At 72.1% G+C, this 25,044-nt stretch carries 23 protein-coding genes and 2 pseudogenes; 11 read left to right on the top strand and 14 right to left on the bottom strand.

Annotation, left to right across the window (positions count from 1 at the left end; all coding sequences use genetic code 11):
• Window positions 1-665: 665 nt before the first annotated feature.
• Together G443_RS03730 and G443_RS03725 are read right to left on the bottom strand one after the other, a co-directional pair.
• Window positions 666-1,226, bottom strand: a complete 561-nt coding sequence (locus tag G443_RS03730) for a dihydrofolate reductase family protein (protein WP_026418024.1) — start codon at window positions 1,224-1,226, stop codon at window positions 666-668.
• A 145-nt stretch (window positions 1,227-1,371) separates the two neighbouring features.
• Window positions 1,372-2,322: a sigma-70 family RNA polymerase sigma factor gene (locus G443_RS03725; RefSeq protein ID WP_030228334.1), complete on the bottom strand. Its 951-nt coding sequence runs from the start codon at window positions 2,320-2,322 to the stop codon at window positions 1,372-1,374.
• A 216-nt stretch (window positions 2,323-2,538) separates the two neighbouring features.
• On the opposite strand from G443_RS03725, the gene G443_RS03720 reads away from it, so the two are divergent.
• Entirely contained in the window at window positions 2,539-3,081 is a 543-nt protein-coding gene (locus tag G443_RS03720; RefSeq protein ID WP_026418026.1) for an acyl-CoA thioesterase, read from the top strand.
• Window positions 3,082-3,193: 112 nt separating this feature from the next.
• Here G443_RS03720 and G443_RS03715 read toward each other — a convergent pair whose 3' ends face one another.
• The 4 genes from G443_RS03715 to G443_RS03700 form a co-directional block, all read right to left on the bottom strand.
• Window positions 3,194-4,909 (bottom strand): dipeptide ABC transporter ATP-binding protein, encoded by a 1,716-nt coding sequence (locus G443_RS03715; protein ID WP_030228331.1) that lies wholly within the window; start codon window positions 4,907-4,909, stop codon window positions 3,194-3,196.
• A 109-nt stretch (window positions 4,910-5,018) separates the two neighbouring features.
• Window positions 5,019-5,921 (bottom strand): ABC transporter permease, encoded by a 903-nt coding sequence (locus tag G443_RS03710; protein ID WP_026418027.1) that lies wholly within the window; start codon window positions 5,919-5,921, stop codon window positions 5,019-5,021.
• A complete protein-coding gene (locus G443_RS03705) occupies window positions 5,918-6,970 on the bottom strand; it encodes an ABC transporter permease (protein ID WP_026418028.1) in 1,053 nt (350 codons plus the stop codon). Before G443_RS03705 ends, G443_RS03710 begins: the two co-directional genes overlap by 4 nt.
• A gap of 4 nt (window positions 6,971-6,974) precedes the next feature.
• The gene (locus G443_RS03700; protein WP_245588728.1) at window positions 6,975-8,798 is read right to left on the bottom strand and encodes an ABC transporter substrate-binding protein; all 1,824 of its coding nucleotides are present in this window, start codon (window positions 8,796-8,798) and stop codon (window positions 6,975-6,977) included.
• A gap of 185 nt (window positions 8,799-8,983) precedes the next feature.
• Between G443_RS03700 and G443_RS03695 the strand changes: the two genes are divergently transcribed.
• Together G443_RS03695 and G443_RS03690 are read left to right on the top strand one after the other, a co-directional pair.
• On the top strand, window positions 8,984-10,270 hold the full coding sequence (locus G443_RS03695) for a M20/M25/M40 family metallo-hydrolase (protein ID WP_026418030.1): 1,287 nt from the start codon (window positions 8,984-8,986) through the stop codon (window positions 10,268-10,270).
• A gap of 110 nt (window positions 10,271-10,380) precedes the next feature.
• Window positions 10,381-11,208: a M55 family metallopeptidase gene (locus tag G443_RS03690; RefSeq protein ID WP_026418031.1), complete on the top strand. Its 828-nt coding sequence runs from the start codon at window positions 10,381-10,383 to the stop codon at window positions 11,206-11,208.
• A 66-nt stretch (window positions 11,209-11,274) separates the two neighbouring features.
• Here the strand turns inward: G443_RS03690 and G443_RS03685 are convergent, their stop codons facing one another.
• From G443_RS03685 to G443_RS03670, 4 genes are all read right to left on the bottom strand, one after another.
• The gene (locus G443_RS03685) at window positions 11,275-11,904 is read right to left on the bottom strand and encodes a YigZ family protein (RefSeq protein WP_051313685.1); all 630 of its coding nucleotides are present in this window, start codon (window positions 11,902-11,904) and stop codon (window positions 11,275-11,277) included.
• Window positions 11,905-12,060: 156 nt separating this feature from the next.
• Window positions 12,061-13,263, bottom strand: coding sequence for an ATP synthase F0 subunit B (locus G443_RS03680; protein ID WP_051313687.1), 1,203 nt, complete (start codon window positions 13,261-13,263; stop codon window positions 12,061-12,063).
• 146 nt (window positions 13,264-13,409) lie between these two features.
• On the bottom strand, window positions 13,410-14,489 hold the full coding sequence (locus G443_RS03675) for a tyrosine-type recombinase/integrase (RefSeq protein ID WP_035291637.1): 1,080 nt from the start codon (window positions 14,487-14,489) through the stop codon (window positions 13,410-13,412).
• A 317-nt stretch (window positions 14,490-14,806) separates the two neighbouring features.
• Window positions 14,807-15,535, bottom strand: coding sequence for an SDR family oxidoreductase (locus G443_RS03670; RefSeq protein ID WP_026418033.1), 729 nt, complete (start codon window positions 15,533-15,535; stop codon window positions 14,807-14,809).
• 83 nt (window positions 15,536-15,618) lie between these two features.
• On the opposite strand from G443_RS03670, the pseudogene G443_RS25685 reads away from it, so the two are divergent.
• Window positions 15,619-16,467: pseudogene (locus G443_RS25685) on the top strand (LysR family transcriptional regulator); the annotation flags it as partial.
• Between the two features lie 478 nt (window positions 16,468-16,945).
• Window positions 16,946-17,524: a sugar O-acetyltransferase gene (locus G443_RS03660; protein ID WP_026418034.1), complete on the top strand. Its 579-nt coding sequence runs from the start codon at window positions 16,946-16,948 to the stop codon at window positions 17,522-17,524.
• A gap of 336 nt (window positions 17,525-17,860) precedes the next feature.
• Here the strand turns inward: G443_RS03660 and G443_RS03655 are convergent, their stop codons facing one another.
• Window positions 17,861-18,637 carry an NAD(P)H-dependent oxidoreductase gene (locus G443_RS03655; RefSeq protein WP_026418035.1) on the bottom strand — a complete coding sequence of 259 codons (777 nt, stop codon included), beginning with the start codon at window positions 18,635-18,637 and terminating at the stop codon, window positions 17,861-17,863.
• 166 nt (window positions 18,638-18,803) lie between these two features.
• Between G443_RS03655 and G443_RS03650 the strand changes: the two genes are divergently transcribed.
• Together G443_RS03650 and G443_RS03645 are read left to right on the top strand one after the other, a co-directional pair.
• Window positions 18,804-19,727: a helix-turn-helix domain-containing protein gene (locus tag G443_RS03650; protein WP_051313765.1), complete on the top strand. Its 924-nt coding sequence runs from the start codon at window positions 18,804-18,806 to the stop codon at window positions 19,725-19,727.
• A 262-nt stretch (window positions 19,728-19,989) separates the two neighbouring features.
• Entirely contained in the window at window positions 19,990-20,970 is a 981-nt protein-coding gene (locus tag G443_RS03645) for an alpha/beta hydrolase (protein ID WP_026418037.1), read from the top strand.
• Window positions 20,971-21,086: 116 nt separating this feature from the next.
• On the opposite strand, the pseudogene G443_RS03640 reads toward G443_RS03645, so the two are convergent.
• Window positions 21,087-22,000, bottom strand: a pseudogene (locus tag G443_RS03640) (LysR family transcriptional regulator).
• Between the two features lie 104 nt (window positions 22,001-22,104).
• Here G443_RS03640 and G443_RS25305 point away from each other — a divergent pair.
• Both G443_RS25305 and G443_RS03635 read left to right on the top strand, forming a co-directional pair.
• Window positions 22,105-22,362, top strand: coding sequence for a hypothetical protein (locus G443_RS25305; RefSeq protein WP_308208824.1), 258 nt, complete (start codon window positions 22,105-22,107; stop codon window positions 22,360-22,362).
• Entirely contained in the window at window positions 22,347-23,039 is a 693-nt protein-coding gene (locus G443_RS03635) for a DMT family transporter (protein WP_308208823.1), read from the top strand. The genes G443_RS25305 and G443_RS03635 overlap by 16 nt, the downstream gene beginning before the upstream one ends.
• Window positions 23,040-23,108: 69 nt before the next feature.
• Here G443_RS03635 and G443_RS03630 read toward each other — a convergent pair whose 3' ends face one another.
• Together G443_RS03630 and G443_RS03625 are read right to left on the bottom strand one after the other, a co-directional pair.
• The gene (locus G443_RS03630) at window positions 23,109-23,645 is read right to left on the bottom strand and encodes a GAF and ANTAR domain-containing protein (protein WP_245588739.1); all 537 of its coding nucleotides are present in this window, start codon (window positions 23,643-23,645) and stop codon (window positions 23,109-23,111) included.
• On the bottom strand, window positions 23,579-23,893 hold the full coding sequence (locus tag G443_RS03625) for a hypothetical protein (protein ID WP_245588729.1): 315 nt from the start codon (window positions 23,891-23,893) through the stop codon (window positions 23,579-23,581). The genes G443_RS03630 and G443_RS03625 overlap by 67 nt, the downstream gene beginning before the upstream one ends.
• 372 nt (window positions 23,894-24,265) lie before the next feature.
• Between G443_RS03625 and G443_RS03620 the strand changes: the two genes are divergently transcribed.
• A complete protein-coding gene (locus G443_RS03620) occupies window positions 24,266-24,583 on the top strand; it encodes an STAS domain-containing protein (RefSeq protein WP_245588730.1) in 318 nt (105 codons plus the stop codon).
• Window positions 24,584-24,834: 251 nt separating this feature from the next.
• Window positions 24,835-25,008 (top strand): hypothetical protein, encoded by a 174-nt coding sequence (locus tag G443_RS03615; RefSeq protein WP_169731683.1) that lies wholly within the window; start codon window positions 24,835-24,837, stop codon window positions 25,006-25,008.
• Window positions 25,009-25,044: the final 36 nt, after the last annotated feature.

Raw genomic sequence — 25,044 nt, 5'->3', positions numbered from 1 at the left:
GCCCGCCCCCGCCGCGGTCCGGCCGCTCAAGGCCAGCGCGCCACCGTCGCTGTCAGTCCTGGTTGGAGGCGTGCCGCCGGGACGGGTACCTCGCGGGAGGTGCAGGGGCGGACCACCGGGGCGCGCGGACCTCAGCTACGCCCGGTCCCGACCTGCCTCCACCGCGGGGTGCGGTCCGGTTCTCGCGACGGGGCCCGCCGCCTCCCCGCCTGCTCCGCGCTCGGGCCGTACCGGGAGCGTGTCCTGCCCCACGGGTGGGGCAGGGGCTCAGCCGGGGCCGGCGCTGGGGGTGGGGGACGGTGTGCGCCGCCGGTCCAGCGGGGTGACGGAGCGCCCCAACCGCTCCCCCACTCCCCGGCGGGTCGCAATGTGGCCGTCAGGTCGGGGTCCAGCTGCTCGCCGGCGACCAGGATGCCGCCGGACCACGGCGGCGGGGTGATGACCAGCGCGCTCCCGCCGGACCGGCACCTCGTCGATGGCGGGGCAGTGCCCGCCCGCGCTTCGTCCGGACAGCGCGAGGCGGACCAGGTGGCCCGGCACGCTCCGCGAGGTCCGGACCGGGGTGTCGACCAGCGGGGGCGGCGGGCGGGAGTGAGGAGGGGGCGTGCTCCTGGCGTGCTCCCCGCAGGCGCCTCTCCCCCGCCCGCCGCGCGTGTGCGGTGGTGTCAGGCGGGTCGGTATCGGAGGTAGACGACGCCGGAGCCGAAGACATGGGAGTCGGCGAGGTGGAGGGCGGTGCGGTGGTCGTGGGTGGGGAAGTACGGGGTGCCGCCGCCGAGGACGACGGGGTGGATGAAGAGGCGGTACTCGTCGATCAGGCCGAGCCGGAAGAAGCTGGCGGCGAGGGTCGCACCCCCGAGGGAGAGGTGTTTGCCCGGCTGATCCTTCAGCCGGGCGATGGTGCCGGGGAGGTCGTCGCGGACGAGGGTGCTGTTGTGGTCGACGGAGTCGAGGGTGCGGGAGAAGACGACCTTGGGTGTGTCGCGCCAGATCCGGGCGTACTCGACGACCTCCGGTGTGGCGTCGGGTTGGGTGGCGGCGGTGGGCCAGTAGGAGGCCATGTCCTCGTAGAGGCGCCGCCCGTAGAGGTGGGTGTCGGTCTCGGCCTCCTGCGCGTTGTGGAACTGGTGGAGTTCGGGGTCGGGAGCGGACCAGTCGATCTGGCCGTCGGTGGTCTGGATGTAGCCGTCGAGGGAGACGGACAGCGAGTAGATGACTTTCCTCATGGTGATGTCGTCCCTTGGTCGTGGTGTCGGGTGGTCTGGGTCCTGCCGGTGTTGACCAGCCGGGGACGGGGAACTGGTCGGTGCGGGTTTGATCCTGCCCCGGGTGGGGGCGGGCTGGCAGGTCGTGCGGGGGGCCGTCGTGGTGTCACCGGGGGTGGTCGGGGAGGCGGAAGAGGGGGAAGAGGGTGGGATCGAGGAAGGTCACGGCGTGGGTGATGCCGGCGTGGGTGGTGGTGAGGAGCTGGATGGCGAAGGGGGTGAACCGTCCGGTCCGGTGTCGGAGGTAGAGGGCGAAGGCGGGCTGGCCGTTGGCGCGGGTCGGGGTGAGGTGGAGGTCGCCGGGTCCGCCTGGGCAGCGGTGTTGGAGGTGGTGGGCGATGTGGTGTGGCCCCTGGTACCAGACCGGGTGGGGTGGCATCTCCCAGACGGCGTCTTCGGTGAACAGGGTGATGAGGGTGGGGATGTCCTTGGCGGTCATGGCCTCGACGTAGCGGCGGAGGAGATCGCGTTGGTGGGGGGTGGGTGGGTCGGCGGGGTGGTCGGGGTGGCAGTCGAGGTCACGGAGGCGGGTGCGGGCGCGGGTGAGGGCGCTGTTGACGGCGTCGGTGGTGGTTCCGAGGGTGGTGGCGACCTCGGCGGACCGCCAGTGGAGGACGTCGCGGAGGAGGAGGACGGCGCGTTGGCGGGGTGGGAGGTGTTGGAGGGCGGCGGCGAAGGCGAGTCGGACGGTGTCGCGGGTGGCGGTGAGGTCGGCGGGGTCGGGAAGCGGTTCGATCCAGTGCGGGTTCTCGGGGATGGGGAGGTCGGCGTCGGGGTGGGTGGGGGGTTGGCCGAGGCCCAGGGGCAGGGGGCGTCGCGCTCGGGTGGCGAGGGCGGTGAGGCAGACGCGGGTGGCGATGGTGAACAGCCAGGTGCGGAGTGAGCAGCGTCCTTCGAACTGGTCGTGTGCTCGCCAGGCGCGGAGGTAGGTCTCCTGGACGAGGTCCTCGGCGTCGTGGGCGGAGCCGGTCATGCGGTAGCAGTGGGCGAGGAGTTCGCGGTGGTGGGTGGTGGCTCGGGTGATGAGGTCGGTGGGCTGGGTCGGTGGTGCGGTCATGGGTGGTCGGGCTCCCGTGGGTGGTGTCCGGGTGTCGGTGGCACTGTGACCGCTTGCCCTGACAGGTCGTGGGGTGTGTCCGGATTCGAGGGTTCGCGAACGTGAAGGTAGCTGGTAGCGTTCGCGCGGACATGGGCTCTCGCGGTGTGTCGGCGGTTCGGGTGGGTTCCCTCGCCCGGGCGAGGCGGTGGCGCCGCCGCTGGGCGGAGGTGGCGGATGAACCTGTACCTGCGGTTGTTGTTGCTGCGGTGGCGGATGCGTCGGCGGCGGCGGTTGAGCGTTTGGGACGTGGCGAGGACCCCGTTCCGGGTGACGGTGGCCGATCTGGACCTGCTGCGGCACATGAACAACGGGAAGTACCTGTCGATCCTCGATCTGGGCCGGATGGATCTGATGGTGCGGTCGGGGTTCTGGGAGAAGCTGGTGCGGGCCGGGTGGTATCCGGTGGTGGCGGGTCAGACGATCACCTACCGCCGTTCGCTGCGGCTGGGGCAGCGGTTCGACCTCTACACGCGCGTGGTGGGTTTCGACGACCGGTGGGCCTACCTGGAGCAGACGTTCTGCGTGGGGCGGACGGTCTACGCGCAGGCGGTCGTGCGCAGCCGGTTCCTGCGGCGGTCCGGGGGTTCGGTGGACCATGACGAACTCGCCGAGCTGGTGGGTGGGTTCCCCGAGCGGCTGCGGGTGCCGGCGTGGATGCGGGAGTGGGCGGAGCACACCCGGGTCGACACCGAGTTCCCTGTCGTCGACGACGCCTGAGGCCGGCGGCCGGGTGGGCGGCCCGGTTCGCCTCTCCCCTCCCCCGCCGCCGGGCTGGTCGGCGCGGGGGGCGGGGTGTGCTGGCCGTGGCCGGCTGGGGTGGCGTGCGTGGTCAGACCCCGGTGACTTCGGAGGGGTCCTCGGTGGGTTCCTGCCGGCTGGGGCTGGTCGGGGCGGGGGTGGCACCGGCCCGGCCGGTGAGTGGTTCGGGGACGGCGGCCAGCAGGGTGCGGGTGTACTCGTGGCGTGGGTCGAGGAGGACCTGTTCCACGGTTCCTTCCTCGACGATGCGTCCCTGGTACATGACGATCACCCGGTCGGCGATGTTCCAGGCCAGGCCGAGGTCGTGGGTGATGACCAGGGTGGACAGGCCGAGGTCGACGCGGAGTCCCAGGAGCAGGGCGAGGATCTCGCCTCGGACGGAGGCGTCGAGGGAGGCGACGGGTTCGTCGGCGATGAGCAGCCGGGGGCGGAGGGCGAGGGCGCCGGCGATGACGACCCGCTGGCGTTGGCCGCCGGAGAGTTCGTGGGGCAGTGCGGTGAAGAACTCCTCCGGGGGTCGGAGTTCCGCCTGGCTGAGGGCGTCGGCGACGGCGGTGGTCTCGTCGCCGGGGACGCGGTGGATTCGGAGGCCTTCGGCGACGGCCTCGTAGACGCTGTGGCGGGGGTTGAGCGCGCCGGTGGGGTCCTGGAGGACGAGTTGGGCCTGGCGGCGGTAGGCGCGGAGTGCCCGGGCGGAGCGGGGTAGGCGTCGTCCGTCGAACCGGACTTCGCCGGCGGTGGGTTGTTGGAGTCCGAGCAGTGTCCTGGCCAGGGTGGTCTTCCCGGAACCGGACTGGCCGACCAGGGCGACGATCTCGTCGGGGTGGACGGCGAGGGTGGCGTCGGACACGGCGCGGGTGGTGGTTCCGCCTCGGCTGGGGAAGGTGACGGACACTCCCCTGGCTTCCAGGAGTGGGGGGGTGTCGGGGGTGGTGTCGCGGGGGGTGACCAGGCGGGAGGCGGGGTCGCCGACGGTGGGGAAGGCGTCGGCGAGGGCGATGCTGTGGGGGTGGGTGGGGGTGCGGACGACGTCGGTGGAGGGCCCTTCCTCGACGATGCGCCCCTGGTACATGACCGCGAGGCGTTGGCAGCAGGCGGCGAGTACGGACAGGTCGTGGCTGATCATGAGCAGGCCGAGTTGCCGTTCGGTGACCAGTCGGCTGAGGAGGTCGAGGACCTGGGCCTGGACGATGACGTCGAGGGCGGTGGTGGGTTCGTCGGCGATGATGAGGCGGGGTGAGCAGGCCAGGGCCATCGCGATCATGACGCGTTGGCGTTGGCCGCCGGAGAGTTCGTGGGGGTAGGCGGTGGAGCGGGCGACGGGGAGTTCGACCTGGTCGAGGAGTTCGTTGACGCGGGTGCGGACGGCGGCGGGGGTGGTGGTGGCTCGGTGCAGGCGGAGGGGCTCGGCGATCTGCTCGCCGATGGGGCGGACCGGGTTGAGGGCGTGCATGGCGCCCTGGAAGACCACGGAGGCGCTGGCCCAGCGGACGGCGCGGAGTCGTCCCCAGCTCATCTCGCGGACGTTCTCCCCGTCGAGGAGGATGTCGCCGCCGAGGTGGGCGGATCGGGGTAGGAGGCGGAGCACGGACATGGCCAGGGTGCTCTTCCCGCAGCCGGACTCGCCGGCCAGGCCGAGGGTCTGGCCGGCGTCGACGGTGAGGTCGACGCCGCGGACGGCGGGCACGGTGCCTCGCCGGGACTGGTAGTCGACGGTGACTTGGCGCATGTCCAGTAGTGGTGGCCGTGGCGTGGTGTCGGCACCGTCCTGTTCGTGTGTCGTCATCCTCGTCCACCGTTCCCGCGGCTGCTGCCGACCACGTTGTCCCTCCGTCCGGTGTGGCGTGTGGTGTGTTGGGGGTGCCCGGCCGGGGGTGCGGCGGGCGGTGTGGGGGTCATCGTCCTCGCAGTCTGGGGTTGAGGACGGTCTCGAGTCCTCGTCCGCAAAGGGTGAAGGAGAGGACGACGCAGACGATGCCCAGGCCGGGGGGCAGCAGGTACCACCAGGCGCCGTTGGTGACGGCGCCGGAGTCCATCGCGAACTTGAGCATCGAGCCCCAGGAGATCTGGGTGGGGTCGCCGAGTCCGAGGAAGGACAGGGTGGATTCGGCGATGACGGCGCTGGCCACGGCCAGGGTGGTATTGGCGAAGACGAGGGGGAGGACGCCGGGCAGGATGTGCTTGGCGATCAGGTGGCCGTGGCCGGCGCCCAGGGCGGTGGACCGTTCGATGTAGGGGCGGGCCTGGACGGTGAGGGTCTGGGCGCGGACGAGGCGTGCCGTGGTGGGCCAGGCGGTCAGGCCGATGGCCAGGACGATGGTGCCGACTCCCCGGGAGAGCACGGTCGACAGGGCGATGGCCAGGACCAGGGAGGGCAGGACGAGGAAGAAGTCGGTGAAGCGCAGCAGGACGGCGGAGAGCCAGCCGCCGAAGTGGGCGGAGACGATGCCGACGAAGGTGCCGATGAACACCGAGAGCAGGGTGGCGGCCAGGCCGACGAGCAGGGAGACCCGGGCTCCCCACCAGGTCAGCAGGAGCACGGAGCGGCCGTTCTCGTCGGTGCCCAGCCAGAACTCGCCGCTGGGTGGGGCCAGCGCCGGGTTGGACATGGTGTTGATGATGCCCAGTTGGGACTCGTCGGTGAGCACGGGTGCGAGAACGGCCAGTGCGACGATGGTGAGCAGGACGGCCAGGCCGGCGACGGCGCCGCGCTGGGCGCGGAAGGACCGCCAGCCGGTGCGCAGGGCGCGGGCTCGGCGTTGCCAGGTGAGGGCCCGGGTGCTGGTGGGAGTGGTCATGCGGCACGCACCCTGGGGTCGAGGAACCGGTAGACGACGTCGGCGAGGACGTTCATGACGATGACCGTTCCGGCCAGGACGATGAAGGTGCCCTGCATGAGGGGCAGGTCGGGGTACTCGAGGGCGTTGACCATGAGGTAGCCCAGGCCGGGCCAGGAGAAGACGGTTTCGACCATGATGGCTCCGGAGACGACCAGGCCCAGGTGGAGGAAGATGAGGGTCACCGAGGGCAGCAGGGCGTTGGGGACGGCGTGGCGTCGGCGGACGAGGTCCTCGCGGAGTCCCTTGGCGCGGGCGGTGGTGAGGTAGTCGGAGCCCATCTCCTCCAGCAGGGAGGACCTCATGACCATCTGGTACTGGGCGAAGATGACGGCGACCATGGTCAGGCAGGGCAGGACGAGGTGGTGGGCGACGTCGAGGACCTGGGGGAGGAGCCCGGGGGGCGGGTCGATGGAGCGGATGCCTCCGGTGGGGAACAGCCCGGGCAGGGGGCCGACGCCGACGGCGAAGACCATGAGCACGATGAGGCCGAGCCAGAAGGTGGGCACGGACCACAGGGTGAGGGCCACGCCGGTGGCGGTGCGGTCGAAGCGGCTGCCGTGGCGCCAGGCGCTGCGGACGCCGAGCCACAGTCCGAGGAGGATGGCCAGGACGGTGGCGGTGCCGGCGAGCAGGATGGTGGGGCCCAGTCGTTCGAGGATGATGTCGCCGACGGGGCGGCCGTAGCGGAAGGAGTCGCCGAAGTCGCCTTGGAGGAGGCCGCCGAGGTAGTCGAGGAACTGCCGCCAGAGGGGGTCGGACAGGCCGAGGCGTTCGCGGAGTTCGGCGATCTGTTCGGCGGTGACCTCCCGGCCGGCGGTCATGGTCTGCACCGGGTCGCCGGGCAGCATCCGGAACAGGAAGAACCCGAGGAGGACGACCAGCAGGAGGCTGGTCAGGGCTCCGGCGAGTTTGCTGGCGAGGTAGCGGGCCAGCCCGCCTCGGGCTGGCCGCTGCTCCTCCCCCGCCTCCTCGGTGAGTTGGTTCCCGGGTGTCAGCAGGTCACTCACCGGTTCACTCCCGGTCGTCGGCGGAGGCGCGGCGACGGCGGGTGACGAACCAGCCCGCGGCCACGGCGATGATCACGACGGCGGCTCCGCCGGAGAGCAGCAGGCCGGTGCTGGTGCCGGAGGCGGAGGCGTTGGGGTTGGTGGCCGGGGTGGCTCCGTAGTAGCCCCAGTAGCCGAGCTGTTCGCGGATGACGCCGCTGTCGGCGGGTTGGTATCCGAAGTCGGTGAACCGGTCGGACCGGTAGGCCTCCAGGGCGTTCTCGTAGTAGAGCATGATCGTGGCGGACTGCTCGTGGATGACCCGCTGCATCTGGTGGATCAGTTCGGTGCGGGTCTCGCGGTCGAACTCGGCGAGTTGCTGGGCGTGGAGTTCGTCGAACTCCTCGTGGCAGAAGAAGCTTTCGGTGGTGCCGCCGGTGCCGGCGGCGGAGGGCCGCTGGTCGCAGGTTTGGATGGACAGCACGTAGTTGGGGTCGGGGTTGACCGCCCAGCTGCTGAGGGCGATGTCGAACTCGCCGGCCTTCTGGAGTTCGTTCATCCGGTTGCCGGACATGATCTCGAGGTCGACCTCGATGCCGATCTCGGCGAGCCAGTCGCGGACGAACTGGCCGGCCTGGGTGTCGGCGTTGCGGTCGCTGCGGCCGTAGAGGCGGAAGCTGAGGCGGTCGCCGTCCTCGGTGACGCGGATGCCGTCGGGGCCTCGTTCGTAGCCGGCGCTGTCGAGTTGGGCGTTGGCGGCGCCGGGGTCGAAGTTCCAGGCCTGGTCGTCCTCGGGCTGCCAGTGCAGGTCGGCGAAGATGGGGGGCACGTACCCGGTTCCGGGTTCGCCGTAGCCGCCGAGGACGCGGTCGACGAGGACGTCGCGGTCGAGGGCTCGCGCGATGGCCTGGCGGACGGCGATGTCCTGGAGGGCGGGGTGCCCGTTGCCCAGGGGGTCCCCGTCGGCGGTGGCGGCTCCGGCGTTGACGGAGAGCATGTAGAACCGGCGGCCCTGGGCCTGGTTGACCTCGATGTCGTCCTCGCCGCTGAGGGCGTCGAACTGGGCGGGGGTGAGCCGGTTGATGAGGTCGACCTCGCCCTTGCGCAGTGCCTGCACGGCGGCGTCGGAGTTGCGGTAGAAGCGGAACTGGAGTTCGTCGATCTCGGCGGGTCCGCGCCAGTAGTCGGGGTTGGCTTCGAGGCGGACGAACTCCTCGGCGCGGTACTCGGTGATCAGGAAGGGGCCGTTGCCCACGACGGGCATGGTGTCGTTGCCGTAGCCGGCGATCTCGTCGACCTGGGACCAGATGTGCTCGGGGACGATGGGCACGTCCAGGGAGAGCATCGTGGCCTGGGGTTCGGTGGTGGTGATGACCAGGGTGGTCGGGTCGGGTGCCTCGACGGACTCGAAGGTGGAGACGTAGCTGCCGTTGGCGGTGCGCGCGTCGGGGTCGTCCATCATGAGGTTGAAGGTGAACGCGATGTCGTCGGCGGTCACCGGTTCCCCGTCGGACCAGGTGATGTCGTCCCGGATGGTGTAGGTCCAGGTGAGGTCGTCGTCGGAGGTGTCCCAGGATTCGGCGAGGGCCCCGGTGGGGGTCATGTCCTCGGCGCTGGGCATGGTGAGGGACTCGTAGGTCAGGCGCATGAGTTCGGTCGAGGACGCCATGATCGCCTCGAACGGGTTGAGCGTGTCGATGCTCTGGGTGACGCCGAGCCGCAGCACGGTGCGGTCGCCGGTGTCGTCCTGCGCGTCGGCCTGGGGCGCGCCCAGGGGTGCGACGGCCGGGGCGGTGGTCACCGCCAGCATTCCCGCCGCGACCCCGACAGCCCACTTTCTCATACTCATGCCGTACCGTCCCCTATCCGCTGAGTGAAGAGAAGAAACCACTAGAGACAGTGGGAAGTCAACGACTGTCGCCCAGGTGTAGCCAGACGTAACCTGATCGTCTGTACTTCGCCGTGGTGGGCTGCGGGCCGCCCGGTCGGGGCCCAGCCTGGGCGCAGGGCGACCGGCAGGAAGGCGGCGGGCGAGTGGATCCGGCGGAACTGTGCGCGCGACTCATCCGGTTCGACACGAGCAACCGGGGTGGTGGTGACGCCGAGGGTGAGCGGGAGGCGGCGGAGTTCGTCGCGGGGCTGCTGACCGATGTGGGGTACGCGCCGGTGGTGTTGGAGTCGGCGCCGCGGCGGAGCAACGTGGTGGTGCGGGTGCCGGGTGAGGACCGGGACGCGCCGGGGTTGTTGGTGCACGGGCATCTGGACGTGGTGCCGGCTGATCCGGTGTTGTGGTCGGTGGACCCCTTCGCCGGGGAGATCCGGGATGGGTTCGTGTGGGGTCGTGGCGCGGTGGACATGAAGGACATGTGCGCGATGGTGGTGTCGGTGTTGGCGGGGTGGGCGCGGGAGGGTCGGCGGCCGCGGCGGGACGTGGTGGTGGCGTTCGTGGCCGATGAGGAGGACAACGGCGAGTTCGGCGCGGGCTGGTTGGTGAAGAACCACGCCCAGTTGTTCGAGGGGTGCGCGGCGGGGATCAGTGAGAGCGGCGGTGTCAGCCATGAGGTGGAGGGGGTGCGGTTGTACCCGGTGGGGACGGCCGAGCGGGGTACGGCGCACATGCGGGTGACGGCGAGTGGGCGGGCCGGGCACGGGTCGCGGCGCAACGAGGAGAACGCGGTGCGCCGGTTGGTGGCGGCGGTGCACCGGGTGGCGGAGTACGAGTGGCCGGTCCAGCTGACGCCGACGGTGCGGGAGTTCCTGGTGCGCACGTCGTCGGCGTTGGGGGTGCGGTGCGATCTGGGGGATGTGCCGGGCACGGTGGAGCGGTTGGGGGCGGCGGGGGCGTTGGTGGCCTCGACGGTGCGCAACAGCGTGACGCCGACGGTGTTGTCGGCGGGGTACAAGGTGAACGTGATCCCCTCGACGGCGGTGGCCGAGTTGGACGCGCGGGCGTTGCCGGGGTCGGGGGATGACCTGTTGGCGACGGTCGACCGTTTGTTGGGGCCGGGGGTGAGCCGGGAGCAGTTGGTGTACAACCCGGCGGTGGAGTCTCCGGTGGACTCCCCGTGGTTCGAGTCGATGGCGGCGGCGTTGCGGGCGGAGGACCCGGAGGCGGTGGTGGTTCCGTACTGCCTGGGTGGGGGTACGGACGCGAAGGCGTTCGCGAGGTTGGGGATTCACGGGTACGGGTTCTCGCCGCTGCGGGTACCCGAGGCCGGGTACGACTACCGGGCCATGGCGCACGGGGTGGACGAACGGGTGCCGGTGGCGGGCTTGGAGTTCGGGGTGCGTGTTCTGGACCGGTTCCTCCTGGGGTGTTGACCGTCGTCGTACGCAGGTGGGGGGCGGGGAGCACGCCGAACGGTGGAATTCGGTGCGGTGGGGGTGGGTGTCGCGTTCCCGTGCCCGGGGGTGATCACTAGGGTGGCCGGGTGCGCATCCTGATCTCGGCCGACATGGAAGGTGCCACCGGCGTCACGTGGACCGATGACGTGGTTCCTGGCACTGAGCAGTGGCAGCGGTTCCGGGCGATGTTCACCGGGGACGTGAACGCCTGCGTGGAGGGCCTGTTCGCCGGTGGCGCCGTTGACGTGCTGGTCAACGAGGCGCATTCCTCGCAGCGGAACCTGCTGTTGGAGTCGTTGGACGTGCGGGCCCGGTTGCTGACGGGGCGGCACAAGCCGCTGTCGATGATGCAGGGCGTGGACTCCGGGGTGGACGGGGTGGTGTTCCTCGGCTACCACGCGGCCGCCGGGGTGGATGGGGTGTTGGCGCACACCTATCTGGAGAACTCGATCACCGGGGTCTGGTTGGACGGGGTGCTCGCCAGTGAGGGCCGGTTGAACGCGGCGCTGGCCGCCGAGCACGGGGTTCCGGTGCTCGCGGTCACCGGGGACGACCTGACCTGCCAGGACGCCGCCGAGTACGCGCCGGGTGCTGAGGTGGCGGTGGTGAAGGAGTGCGTGAGCCGGTACGCGGCGATCTGCCTGCCGCCGGCGCGGGCGGCGGAGGTCGTGCGGGCCGCGGCGGAGGCCGGGATGGGCCGGGCGGGGCGGGGTGAGCCGGCGCCGGCCGCGCATCGCGTCGAGGTCGAGTTCGACGCGGCGCACCTGGCCGCGGCCGCGGCGGTGGTGCCGACGGTGGAGCAGGTGTCGGTGCGGCGGGTGGGGTTCACCGCCGAGTCGATGACCGAGGCGATGAAGTGCTTCAAGGTGGTGACGGCGATCGCCTCGGGGGCGGTGCAGGGCATCTACGGGTGAGCGCGAGCCCTGGTGGCGTGCCGTCCGGGGCCCGCTCCCCCATGCCGGCGGGGTCGGCGAGGTGGGTCACCGCCGGTGGTGGCGGTGCCCGATCAGCAGGTGGACCCGGCCGCCGGCGGTTCTGCTGGCCCAGTGCCGGAAGGAATCCAGGTCGGTCTCCGGGACGTCCACCTCGAACTCGGCGTGGTCCTGGTAGGTGACGGTGCGCAGATCCCCGCTGGTCTGGCGGATCTCGTGTTCGAGCAGGCCGGCGTCGGCGTAGTCGGCGCGCAGCTGGCATCGCAGGTAGGGGCGGAGTACGGCGGTCCCGGCGAGGTCGAGGGTCTGGGACACCGCCTGTCCGTAGGCGCGGACCAGGCCGCCGGCGCCCAGGCGGATGCCGCCGAAGTAGCGGGTCACCACCGCGACGGTGTTGGTCATGCCGCGTCGCAGGAGTACGTCGAGCATGGGGACGCCGGCGGTTCCGCCGGGTTCTCCGTCGTCGCTGGAGCGTTGGATCTCCCGGTGTGACCCGAGGACGTAGGCGACGCAGTGGTGGTTGGCCTTGGGGTGGGCGGTGCGCTGGTCGGTGACCAGGCCGCGGGCGGTGGTTTCGTCGGTGGCCTCGGCGACCAGGCAACGGAACCGGGAGCGGCGGATCTCGAGTTCGTGCACGTGGGGGTGGGCCACGGTCAGCAGGGGGTCGGGGTTGGGCACGGTGCCGTTTCCTCCCTCTGGCCGCTGGGGCGGTCCGGGTGCCGGGGTGGGTGGTCGTGTCGGGTGGGCGGTGGTGACTCTAACCCGGTCGTGTCCGGTGCGGCCGGTGTCGGGGTTGTCGCGGGCCCCGGTGGGGGCTGCTCGGGTGGGGTGTGATCAGTCGTGGGCGGGGGTGTCCGCGCGCGGTGGGTGAGTGGGTTCCCGCTCGGCGAGGAGCCGGTCGAGGTGGCGTTCGGCGCGTTCGGCGCGGGTGAGGGCCTGGTCGCGGATCGCTTCGAGGGCGGCGAGGCGTTCGGCGGCGAGGTCACGGGCCTGGTTGGCGGCGTCGGTGGCGGCCCGTTGCCGCTCGGCCAGGAGCTGGTTGAGCTGGTCGATCTCCTGGGTGTGGTGTTCGCGGAGCCGCGTGGTCTCCTCCCGGGCGCGGGAGAGTTCGGCGCGCAGTTCGTCGACCTGGCGTTCGGCGTGTCGGGTCAGGGTGTCGGCGCGTTCGGCGCGGACCGCGGCCTGTTCCCGCAGTTCCCGTTCGGCGCTGATGTCCTCGGCGGCGGCGCGGCGGATGGCGTCGATGTCCTGCGCCGCCTGCCGGCGGGCGGCCTCGGTGAGGCGAACGGCCTGGTCGCGGGCTTGTTCGATGCTGTCGGTGGCCTCGCGGCGTGCGGCGGCGATCGCGACCTCGGCTTCGGTGCGGGCGACTTCCGCCTGTTCCTGGGCCAGGCGGGTGTCCCGTTCGGCGGCGCGGAGCGCGGTGTCGCGTTCGGCGAGTGCGGTGGTGCGTTCGGTTTCGGCGGCTTCCGCGGCGGCGATGGCGTCCTCGGTGGCCTGTTCGGCGGCGCGGCGGGCGTCGTCGGCGTCGCGGCGCTGTCGTTGGGCGACGAGGAGCGCCGTCTCGGCCTCGGCGATCCGGCGGGCGCCTTCGGCCTGGATCTGCTGGATCTGTTCCTGGCTGGCGGCGGGGTCGGAGATGGTGGACAGTTCGCTGACGGCGCCGGCGAGGACCTTGGACAGTTGGTGGGACAGGGTGCGGAACTCGTCGAGCAGGTCCGCTGCCCTCCCGGTGGCGGCGGTGACCGGTCCAGCGGGTTTCGTCACGGTGACGTTGGCGGGGGTGGGTTCCTGGCGTCGTTGCCGTTCCCGCCAGGCCCGCCACCGGGTGTGGTCGGGGCGGTCGCAGTACTCGGAGGGCCGTCCGGGGCCGGGGGCCCGGAACACCGGACGTCCGCAGTCGGGGTAGTTGCAGGTGCCGGTGGGCTGGGGCAGGGCGCTGCTGGTCGTCGTGGGGTGCTCGGGTGGCTGGTGTTCCCCCGGGGCTGGCGCGTCGGGTGCGGTGTCGGAGTGCGGAGGCGGGGCGTCGTCGGACACCGCAGTATCTTGGCATTCCCGGTTGGGGGGCGGCGGGAGGTGCGCCGGTCGGTCGCGGTGCCCGCCCGGGACGCGGGTGCCCGGCGGCAGCGGTGCGTCCGGGGCCGGTGCGCCGAGGCGCCTGGCGTCGACGGGCGGGGTGGGGATCAGCCGGGGGTGGGCGGTGTGGGCTCGGGGGCGGCGGTGGCGGCGGCGACCAGGTGAGCGGGGTCGCGGGTCACCGAGAGGGCGACGTGGTCGTAGAGCTGGGTCACGGCGGCGGAGGAGTGGCCGAGCGCGTCACGGCGGTCCTCCAGGGCGGCTCCGCGTTCCCGGGCGATGGTGTTGAAGGCGTGGCGCATGGAGTGCGGGGTGATGCGGTCGGGCATGGGGACCCCTGCTTCGGCGGCCAGGCGTTGCACCAGCCGGTAGATCTGGTGGCGGTTGACGCGCTGGCCTTCGACGGTGGCCAGGAGCGGGGCGGTGACACCGGCGGTGCGGCGAGTGGCCAGGTAGGAGTCGAGCAGGGGCGTCAGCTGGGCGGGGATCGGTCGGGTGCGGATCTTGCCGCCCTTCATGCGGATGGTCAGGGTGCGCAGCCCGTCGCGGTGCCCCAGGTCCCCCAGGTTGGCGTTGCACAGTTCGGAGACGCGGATGCCCAGGTCGATGAGCAGCACCATCGCCAGTGCGGCGCCCTGGGTGCCGAGGGTGCGGTGGGTGTGGCGGCGGCTGACGTTGATCATCTCGGCGGCCTGCCGTTCGGTGACGGTGGAGGTCGGCGAGTGGCGGCGGTCGTACCGGGGGCGGGCGGCGTCCCGGGCGGGGTTGGCGTCGATCGCCCCGGCGCGGACGAGGAAGGTGTACCAGCTGGAGACCGCGGCCAGTTTCCTGGCGCGGGTGGAGGCGGCGAAGGGGCGGCCGGTGCGGGGGTTGAGCGCGGCGGCGAGTTCGGTGGCGTACATCTGCACTTCGGGCAGGCGCGTGGTGAGGGGGTCGAGGCTCCGGGCCGCGCACCAGGACAGGTACTCCCGCAGGTCCCGGCCGTAGGCGGCGCGGGTGTCGTGGGATTCGGTGAAGGAACCGAGCCAGGCGGAGACGAGCGCGGCGACGCTGTGCCCGGTGCGCGCGGTGGCGGTGAGGATCAACGTCGAGTCACCGCCGAGCCCGGAGTTGGTGACGACCTGCGCCGTCCCGCCGGCGATCGTGGTCGTCCTCGGGGTGCCGGGTTCGTGGTGTGCCAGTCGCATGCCGGGACCGTCCCTTCCTCTCCCCTGATCATTCTGGCAGTTCGGCGGAGCGCGGGGGCCGCGTGTGCCGGTCCGGGGCGGGGTGTCGGATGGCCCGTTCCGGACCGTCGCCGGGCGGTGTTCGGGCGGGCCGCTCCCCCTCCATGCCCCACTGCGGGGTGTGCCGGCGGGCGGTGGGTTGGCTGACGGGACGCGGGGCGGTGTCCGGCAGTCGGCGGGTCAGGCCTCGGTCGGGGTGTGGTCGCGCCGGAGTCGATCGACAGCTCGGTGTGCCGCCGGCGCCGGCTCGGGTCAGGAGCGCGGCCCCGATGTCGGGATCACCAGGGGACGGTGCCGCCGTCGTCGAAGAAACCGCCTCGGGGCCCGTCGTCGGGGAGGGTGGCGAGCCGGATGGCGATCGCGGCGCCCTGCTCGGGGGTCCGGGGCGCGTCGAAGCCGGTGAAGTCGGTCGCCACGAAGCCGGGACAGCACGCGTTCACGATGACGGGGGTGTCGGCGAGCCGGCGGGCGTACTGCGCGGTCATGCTGTTGAGCAGGGACTTCGAGGGTGCGTACGCGGCCATGAGTGGTCCGCCGGCACCCAGTGCCAGCGATCCCATGGTGCTCGACACGTTGACGATGCGTGGTGCGTCGGCGCGGCTGAGCAGCGGGAGCATCGCGTTGGTCACCCGAACGACTCCGAGGACGTTCGTGTCGAGGACGGTGCGGAGGACGTCGAGGTCGAGCGTCGTCGGGTCCTGCCTGCCATTGTCGGCGCGACCGGCGATGCCCGCGTTGTTGACGAGCACGTCGAGCCGACCCGCCCTCCGCTCGACGGCCTCGGCCGCCGCGCCGGCGCTCTCGTCACTGGTGACGTCGAGGGAGACCCCGAACGCCGTGATACCGGTGGCACCCAGGCGGTCGACGGCGTCCTCGCGTCGGGTGTCGTCGCGCGCGCCCACCGCGATGGTGAAGCCGATCATCCCGAGGCCCTGTGCGATGGCGAAGCCGATGCCCTTGTTCGCGCCGGTGACCAGCGCGGTCTTCGTGTCGTTCACCTGATCCATGCTTCCCGCGTCGCCCGGTCGGTGTCCAAGATCGAGTCCGTAGGCTCTGATACCCGGCAGGTATCAGTCGGTAGGCTTCGTTCGTGCATGACCTCGAGACTCGCCAGCTCAGGTACTTCGTCGCCCTCGCCGAGGAACTGCACTTCGGACGCGCCGCCCGCCGGCTCGGGATCGCGCAGCCACCGCTCTCCCGCGCGATCAGCCAGCTCGAACGACGGCTCGGCGTCTCCCTGCTGGACCGCAACCGTCGTGGCGTGGCGCTCACCGCAGCCGGCGAAGTCATGCTCCGCGAGGCCAGGGTGGCCCTCGACGCGGTCGCCGCCGTCGCGCGGCGGACGCGGCGAGCCGGGGACCCGGCCCGTCCGCTGGTGCTCACGACCAAGGCCGGGGCATCCCACGAACTGCTGCGACGGCTCCTCGACACGCTGGACGACGAACCTGGTGCGGTACCGATCGAGGTCCTGCCGTGTGAGGTCGGCGAGCAGGCACGGCTGCTGCGCGACGGGCGCGCCGACGTGGCGGTCATGCACCGACCGTTCGACGACCTCGCCGGGTTCGACACCGAGGACCTCTGTGTCGAAGGTCAGGTCGCGCTGCTCCCCGCGGGGCATCCGCTCGCGGCGCTCGAGCAGCTCACGCTGGCCGACGTCCAGGACGTACCGGACCTGCCCATCGCGCGGTGGCCCCGGATCGACGGGTCCTACCCGGACGGGCCCGGACCGGAGGTGCGCAGCCAGTCGCAACTCGCCCAGCTGGTGGCGCTGGGCAGGACGCTGCTGGTCATCCCCGCCTCCAGCCGTGCCTGGCAGTGGCCCGCGCACGTCGCGGTGCCCGTCATCGACGCGCCACGGGTAACGACGGTGATCGCCTGGCCTCCCAGCGGGTACAGTCCGGCCGTCGCATCGCTCGTCGCCACGGCCGCCAGGCTCCGCGACACCCCACCCCCGCCTCCCAGCCGGACGGCGCCCGCGTGTCCCGGCATGATCGTGTCGACGGCCCACCAGGCTGGGGGGGCAGCGAACCCCCGCCGATGGGAGGGAGGCGAAACCCCTCGAACGGGACGGGAGGTGACCGACAGCGCCTCGTGTGGCTGGTCGAGGAGGACTCCTCCCGTCCACGGCACGGGCTCCCGACGTCGCCCGCCCCGGGCGGAGAGCGACCGCGAGTCACCGGGACGCAGCCGGCCCGCCGCTCCGGTCGCAGCAGGTGCGGACCACCCAGGCGCGATTCCCGCCGGAGACCACCGGGAGTCGGTGGAGCGGATGCTGCTCGGGTCGCCCGAGCGGCCGTCTCCCCCGCCGGCGTGCGGCGGCAACGGGATGACACCGTCGACAGCCGCCGAGGACCGCGAGATCATCGGGTGGCGTGCCCGGGGCCCCCGGGTCCACGGGAGAAGGAAGGACCACCGCGTTGCCGAGCCAGAAGGAACGCATGCTCGCCGGGGAGCCCTACCTCGCTGACGACGTCGAGCTCGACGCCGACCGCCGCCGGGCCGCGAACCTGTCCCACCGGTACAACACCGCGCACCCCGGCGAGGACGCCCTGCGCCGGACGATCCTGGAGGAGCTGCTCGGCGCGGTCGGGGACGGGGTGGAGATCCGACCTCCGTTGGGCCTGGACTACGGGTACCAGGTGACGATCGGCGCGGGGACCTTCATCAACTTCGGTGTCGTCCTGCTCGACGTCGCGCGCATCTCGATCGGATCCGACACGCAGATCGGCCCCAACGTGCAGCTGTTGACCCCGACGCACCCGCTGGACCCGGTGCGGCGGCGCGCGCGGTGGGAGTCGGCGGAACCGATCACGATCGGGGACAACGTGTGGCTCGGGGGCGGGGTGATCGTCTGCCCGGGGGTGACGATCGGGGAGAACACGGTGGTCGGCGCGGGCGCGGTGGTGACCAGGGATCTGCCGGCGAACGTGGTGGCGGTGGGCAACCCCGCCCGGGTGATCCGGTCCCTGGAGCCCGGGGCGACCCCGTCGGGCTGATCGTCGATCGCCGGTCGGGTCTCCGCCAGGGTCGTCGGGTTCCTCGGCGCGCCCCGGCGGAGTCGGGCCCCGGGCACATGTCTGCCCGGTCCGCCGCGGGCAGGCGGGGCCGCCGCCGATCGTGGGCGGTGTGCCGGCAGCGTGCCAGCGGGGACGGAGGGCCGGCGGGTCCGGAGTCATGCCCACTGGTCGAGGACGGCCATGGCGGTCGGCATCCGGGGTGGCGCGGTCCATCGGGTCGGGCCCGTCCACGGACGTGGCCGAGCTCCGGCGCACCACGGGCCTCCGGACTGCCCGCACCCGTCGGGCGGCCCCCGGCCGGCGCGTCCATCCCGCTCAGTCCGCGACGTGCACCGACAGGCCCGACCGGCCCGCCGCGAGGTGGGGGCGCAGGACCAAGCGGTCGTCGTAGTCGCCCCCGTTCTGGGTGCGGTAGGCGATCGGGTCGGTGTCGGCGAGGGTCGACACCGCTGCCCGCACCCGCCGCGCCGCCACCCCGTAGTCCTCCTCGGAGAGACGGTCCGCGCCGTGGACCGCCACCGGCGGCAGCGCCGACATCCCCGTGTACCAGAGGGTTCCGTGCAGCAGCGGGAACAACACGTGGTCGAGTTGACCGTTGATGCCCCGGGGTTCGAAGGTGGGTTCCGGTCCGCCGACCGTCACCACCGTCAGTGCCCGCTTGCCCGACAACCGTCCCTGCCCGTAGCGCAGGGTGCGCCCCGAGGAACCGTTCTCCCGGACGCCGTAGGCGTAGCCCTTGACGAACACCCGGTCGAACCAGCCCTTGAGGATGGCGGGCATGCCGTACCACCAGAGCGGGAACTGGAACACGACCGCGTCCGCCCAGTCGAGTTTCTCCTGCTCCGCCAGGATGTCCTCGCTCAACGTGCCGCCCTGGTAGCCCCGCCGGGAGGCCTGGGTGATCACCAACCGGTCCGTCGGGGCCTCCCCGGGGAAGTCCTCCCGGTCCACCACGGCCTTCCACCCCATCGCGTAGAGGTCGGACACGCGGTGGTCGTGCCCGTCCTCGGTGAGCGCCGCGAGGCCCTCGTCCCGCAGGGCGGCGCTGAGCGAGGCGGGTTCGGGGTGAGCGAAGACCCACAACACCTTCATCGGTCATCTCCTGTCTCGACGTGCGTCCATCCGCCAGCGAGAATGGTCGGCGGCCGAGGGTGGGACAAGCGGTCCACCGGCCAGAGTGGGAAGGATTCGGGCCATCGTCACCACTGCCGCCGCGTCGGAACCGATCCGCGTCGCGGTGTTCGTCCGCCACGGCGTGATGCCCCTCGAGTTGGGTGCCGTGCACCAGCTGTTCCGGCAGGCCCGCTCCCCCACCGGAGACCCGTTGTACGAGGTGGTGACCTGCGCGGCCGTTCCGGGGTTCCTGCGCAGCGACGCGGATTTCGAGGTGCGGGTCGAGCACGGCCCCGAGGCGGTGGCCCGTTGCGACACGCTGATCGTTCCCGCCTCCCACGAGGAGGATGAGCGGCTGGAGCCGGCCGCGCTGGCCGCGGCCTACGGTCCGGTGCTGTCGCGGGCCCGTCCTGGGACGCGCATCGCCTCGGTCTGCACCGGGGCGTTCCTGCTCGCCGCCGTCGGACTGCTCGAGGGCAGGGTCGCCACCACCCACTGGAAGTCGGCGGCGCACCTGCGGCGCGTGTACCCGGGGGTGCGGGTGGACGAGAACGTGCTCTACACCGACAACGGCGACGTGCTGACCGCCGCCGGCGAGGCCGCCGGCATCGACCTGTGCCTGCACATGATCCGCTCCGACCACGGGGCGTCGGTCGCCAACGAGGTCGCCAGGGCCACCGTGGTGCCGCCGCACCGGGAAGGAGGCCAGGCGCAGTTCGTGCCCAACCCCGTCACCCGGCCGGCGGCGGGTGGGACCGGGCCGGCGCGGGAGTGGGCGCTGGACCACCTCGCTGATCCCCTGGCCCTGTCCGATCTCGCGGCGCGGGTGTCGATGAGTGTGCGGACGTTCACCCGCAGGTTCCGACTGGAGGTGGGGACCTCACCGTCGCGGTGGCTGACGCGGCAGCGCGTCGAACGCGCCCGTGAACTGTTGGAACGCACCGACCTTCCGGTGGAGGCGGTGGCCAGGGCGGTGGGGCTGGGAACGGCGCCGGCGCTGCGCCACCACCTGCGGGCGGTGGTGGGCGTCTCGCCCGACGCCTACCGCCGCACCTTCCGGGGGAGTTGAGGGGGTGTGGTCCCGGGCGGGGCGCGTTCGGTGCCTGCCGCTCCATGCGGGTGAGGGCCGGTGCCGACAGTTCGTCTCGCACGGCGAGCGCGTGTTCCCACCCCTCCCACGGCCACGTGATCGGGCGCGTCGTCGCGATCGGTGCTCGGGTGAGCACAGGGTGTTTTCCCCGAAACCCCTCGGGACGCACCGGGCGGATGACACGCTGTGAATCGCTCCTGTCACCAGCGCAGGATCGGTCACTTCTCCACGAGGAGGTCACGTGCGCGATTTTCGCCCCACTCGCAGGACTCTGTTCAAAGCCGTGGGTGGTGTCACCGCGGCGGTGGCCCTTGGCGCGGGGGGCACGGTGGCCTCGGCCGCCGCGTCACCCGTGGCGCGTCACGGGCTGACCGTCGTGGAACGCGGCGAGGACGACCCCCGCATGTGGTACTACCGGTTCGCCACCGACGCGATCGGGTGGAACCCGGCGGTCAACGTCCTGTTGCCCGAGGACTACCACACCAGCGGTCGCACCTACCCCGTGCTCTACCTGCTGCACGGTGGCGGCCTGGACCAGGACTTCATCAGCTTCGACCGGGAGGGGATCCGGGAGCTGACCCGGGGCAAGCCGATCATCGTCGTGATGCCCGACGGCGGGCACGCCGGGTGGTACTCCAACCCGGTCAGTTCGCTCACCGGTCCTCGGAACTGGGAGGACTTCCACATCCACCAGCTCCTCCCCTGGATCGACGCGCACTTCCGCACCTACGCCGAGTACGACGGGCGTGGGGTCGCCGGGTTCTCGATGGGCGGGTTCGGGGCCCTGAAGTACGCGGCGAAGTACTTCGGGCACTTCGCGTCGGTGAGCTCCCACTCCGGTCCGGCGAGCCTGCGTCGGGATGCCGGGCTGGTGGTGCACTGGGCCAACCTGTCCTCGGGTGCGTTGGACCTGGCCGGCGGGACCGTGTACGGCGTGCCGTGGGACGAGGCACGGGTCAGCGCGGACAACCCGGTCGAACGCGTGGAGAGCTACCGGGGCAAGCGGGTTTTCCTGGTGGCGGGGAGCAGCCCTGACCCGGTGAACTGGTTCGACACCGTCAACGAGGGTCAGGTGCTCGCCGGGCAACGGGAGTTCCGCGCCGTGTTGGATGGTGCTGGTATCCCGCACGAGGCGCATGAGGCGCCGGGTGGGCACTTCTTCCGCCATGACATGTTCACCCGTGACCTCGAGGGCATCCTGGCGCGGCTGCGCCGGGCCTGACCGCGCGTGTCCCGCCCTGGCCGTCGCGGGCGCCGGTCGGAGGTGGCGCTCCGGCCCCGGGGTGGGATCCGGGGTGGGGCGCGCCGTCGGGTTTCCTCGCCGTGGTCGGTCCCCGGTCACGTGCCTCGTGCCTCCGGGGTGACCTGGCTGGCCCGGGCGGCGGCGTGGAACGCGGCGAGCGCCGCCTCCACCGCCGGTTGCTCCCCGGAGGCGTGCCGGGTCACCGCGATGATGGGACGCACGGGCTCGGGGTGGCGCACCGCGCGGACGACCACGCCGGGGTGGGGCCGTGCAGGGCGAGGGCGGGTACCAGCGCCACGCCGAGCCCCGCGGCGACGAAACCCTGGGCGGTGGCGTAGTCCACACCGTCCACCACCGGGGACGGCGTGAACCCGGCCGCGGCGCAGGCGGTGAGCACGACGTCCCGGCACGGGCCGGGCGGTTCGGCGCCCACCCAGGGTTCGTGGGCGAGTTCGGAGAGGGGCACCGCGTCCCGGGTGGCCAGTCGGTGGCCGGGTGGGAGCACGAGCCGGTAGGGGTCGTCGGCCAGCGGCACCAGGTGGGGTGGGGTGCCGCTCCACCCGGCGGACCGGACGGCCACCCCGAGGTCGGCCTCGCCCCGCAGCACTTCGGGCACGGGGTCCGCGCTGGTCCGGAGCGTGACGCCGATCCCGGGGTGGGTGGACCGCAGTCGCGCCAGTGCTGGTGCCACCAGGTTCGCCCCGGCCGTGGCGACGTAGGGGATCGTCAGGCTGCCGGTGCGGCCGGCGCGGAGGTCGGCCAACGCGGCCTCGGCTTCGGAGATCCCCTTCCCGATCGTCGCCGCGTGCTCGGCGAGGAGCCGGCCGGCGGCGGTGGGGCGCACTCCCCGGCCCACGCGTTCCAGCAGAGCGGAGCCCGTTTCCCGTTCCAGGGTCCCGATCTGCTGGCTCACGGCGGAGGGGGTGTAACCCAGGTTCGTGGCGGCCGAGGTGATCGACCCGGTGGTGATCACGGCACGCAACGTCTGGAGGCGACGAACGTCCAACATGTAGCTCAGCTTACGCGTTCCTGTTGAACCTTTCGCTTGTCCTTACGTATGTGGCGGGGCAGGCTTCAACGGGACAGGACGTGGTCGAGTCGAGGAGGTCGGCGGTGCTGGGCGAAACCAGGGGCGTGGCGGGGCGGATGGTCGTGCTCGCCCTGCTGTGGGGTTCCGCGTTCCTCTGGGTCGACCTGGCGTTGGCGGGCGGCATGACCCCACCCTTGATCGCCACGCTGCGCAGCGCGTTGGGCGCGGTGGTGCTCCTGCTCCTGGCCGGGCTGGCCCGGCAACGGCTGCCCGCGACCTGGCCACCTGGGGTCGGGTCACGGTCGCGGCGTTGTGGTGCAACGCGGTGCCCTTCCTGCTGATCGCCGTGGGCCAGCGGACCGTGGATTCGGGGACGGCCGGGGTGGTGAACGCCACGACCCCGTTGTGGTCCCTGCTGCTCGGACTGGTCCTGGGGATGGAACGCCGCCCCCACCCCCTGCGGCTGACGGGCCTGCTCGTCGGTTTCGCGGGAACGGTGGTGCTGCTCGCCCCGTGGCGGCAACCGGTGGACATCGGCCTCGGCGCGATCGCCCTGCTCGGCGCGGCGATCAGCTACGCGGTCGCCTTCACCTACATGGCCCGCCACCTCACCGGCACCGGCTCGGGCCCGCTGGCCCTCTCGGCGGCGCAGCTCCTCGCGGCCACCGGGCTGAGCATCCCCCTGCTGCTGGTGGACGGCCTGCCCGCGTCCCCGCCGTCGGTGACCGCGACGGGCTGGGCCGCGGTGGTGGCACTGGGCGTGCTGAGCACGGGGCTCACCTTCTACCTGAACTTCCGGCTCATCGGGGACGTCGGCGCCACGACCACGGCCAGTGTCGGGTACCTCCTCCCGGTGGTCTCGGTGTCCCTGGGGGCGGTGGTGCTCTCCGAGGTGGTGGACGTCCGCGTCGTGCTCGGGATGGTGGTCGTGCTGGTGGGAGTGGCCCTGACCCGGCGGCACGCGCCGCCGCGGGCGCACGCCACGAGGTCGCGCGCGGGGTCGAGCGGGTCGTCGTGATCCTGGCCGGCCGCTGGGGCCGCGTGGCGCGGTCACCCCGAGCCGTGGGCGGCGGGCTCGCCCCCACGGTCATCCGGTCTCATCACCCGCGCGCGTCCGCCGGGCCCTGGGTGGGGTGGGAGAGGGGGAGGTCTCGGTCGCCCCGGGAATCTCCCCGGTCGCGGCGATCCGCTCGGCGAGGTCGCGAATCTTGACGTTGCGATGTTGGGACTGTGTCCTGATCAAGGCGAACGCCTGGTCCTCGGTCATCTTGTAGCGTTCCATGACGATGCCGAGCGCTTCACCGATGTGCTGACGGGTACCGATGGCCGCGTGCAGTTGTGCCCCCAGCCGGGCGGAGGAGAAGGCGACGGCAGCGTGGGAGGCCAGAATCCAGCCCACCAACTCGGAGCGCTCGGTGAACATGTTCGGCCGGGGGGAGTAGAGGTCCAGCGAGCCGAGTTCGTCGTCGTCGGTGTACAGCAGGAAGCCCATCATGCTGCCCACACCCAGCTCCTGGGCCCAAGGGGCGTAGCGCGGCCACCGCTGCTGCTCACTGGTCATATCCGCGATGCGGTAGACCTGCTCGCGGTGCTTCGCCGCGTCCAGACAGGGGCCTTCGTCCAGCTCGGCCTGGATCCGGTCGGACCGCCGGACCAGGTCATCGGTGGCGGCAGCGTCCGCACCTGCCGTGGCCGGTCCTCGCCGTGGCCCACACGCAGGGTGAGGATCCCGGCGTGTTCGCAGCCGTCCACCAGGTCCACCGCGTGTTCGACGACGCGGTTCAGTGTGTCCTGCACGGTGTTCTCCGCCAGCAGGCTCCGCGCCATGTGCGCCAGCGCGACCGCCAGCTCCTCCTCACGCTCGGTACTCATCGCGCACTCCTTCCTCCGGGACGGTGCCGGCACCTGTGGCCCCGATCGACCCGGTCGAATCCTCGACATGGGTCCGCGAGTGCCGTACGGTCAATGGTGGCTGGTTGAGCAGCAGCTGGCAGAGCCCGAGAGGCCCGCGACTGCATATGTTCCCGCCGTTTCGAACCCGTCGGTGATGCCGTCACGGTGTATCTCCTCGGCCACCGCGCCCACCCGTAGGTGAGCACGGTGGACGGCTCCTCCTCCACGTTGAACAGGAGACCGACGATGCCGCTACGCCCGCACCAGCGCGACGACGTCCATCCCCCTTCGCCCGGCGGCAACCCTGACCGGCCGCGGTCGACCTCCGCCGCGCCGCGACCGCATCTGGACGTGACCGATCAGGCAGTCGCGGTACTCACCGTCTCCGGCGACCTCGACTCGGCTGTGACTCCGCGATTGGCGGATCTGATGTGGCAGCGGTTGCTCGCCACGCCGAGCCGGCTCGTCGTCGACCTCAGGAAGGTCAGTTTCCTGGGTGTGGACGCTCTGCGACTGCTGGTGTGCGCGCACCGCTACGCCACGCACCGGGGCACCACGCTGTGCCTGGTCGACGGCACCCCTGCCGTGAACCGGGCACTGACGGCCGCCGGCCTGCACCACACCGTGCCCTGCTTCGGCAGTGTGGAGGCCGCCCGCGCCATGCCCTGACGCCACACCCACCACTTCGGGCCGGGTGGCAGGCCTTGAGCGCGGCCGACAACGCGGCCCCGGGGGAACGGGGCCGCTACCCCGGGAGGTCGCCGTGCCCGCGTCACACGCCAACCTCCCGACCCATCCCATCCCTCGGTCGACCCCGGATGAACCGCTCCGATGACGCGGGGCCCTGGGGGAGACAACACCCCGCGCGCCCCTCCGGGGCGACGCGGCGGCATGACGAACGAGCCGGAAGGACTTTCGCAGTGCACACACGCCACATCGCCCCGGACCTGGTCAGCGGCTGGCAGATCACCAACGCCGAAGGACAGCAGACCGCTCGCGTCGGTGGGAGCAGGCAGGACGCCCTCAATCGCGCGCACCGGCAGCTCAGCGTCGACGGCGGCGGGTACGTCACCGTCGAGGAGGACGAAGCCTAGGTCTCCCCCTCCCACTCCGGGTCGAAGGGTCGTGAG

Origin of the sequence: Actinoalloteichus caeruleus DSM 43889 (assembly GCF_000429185.2) — a bacterium.
Classification (GTDB): domain Bacteria; phylum Actinomycetota; class Actinomycetes; order Mycobacteriales; family Pseudonocardiaceae; genus Actinoalloteichus_B; species Actinoalloteichus_B caeruleus.
This window is presented reverse-complemented; position numbering and strand designations above follow the sequence as displayed.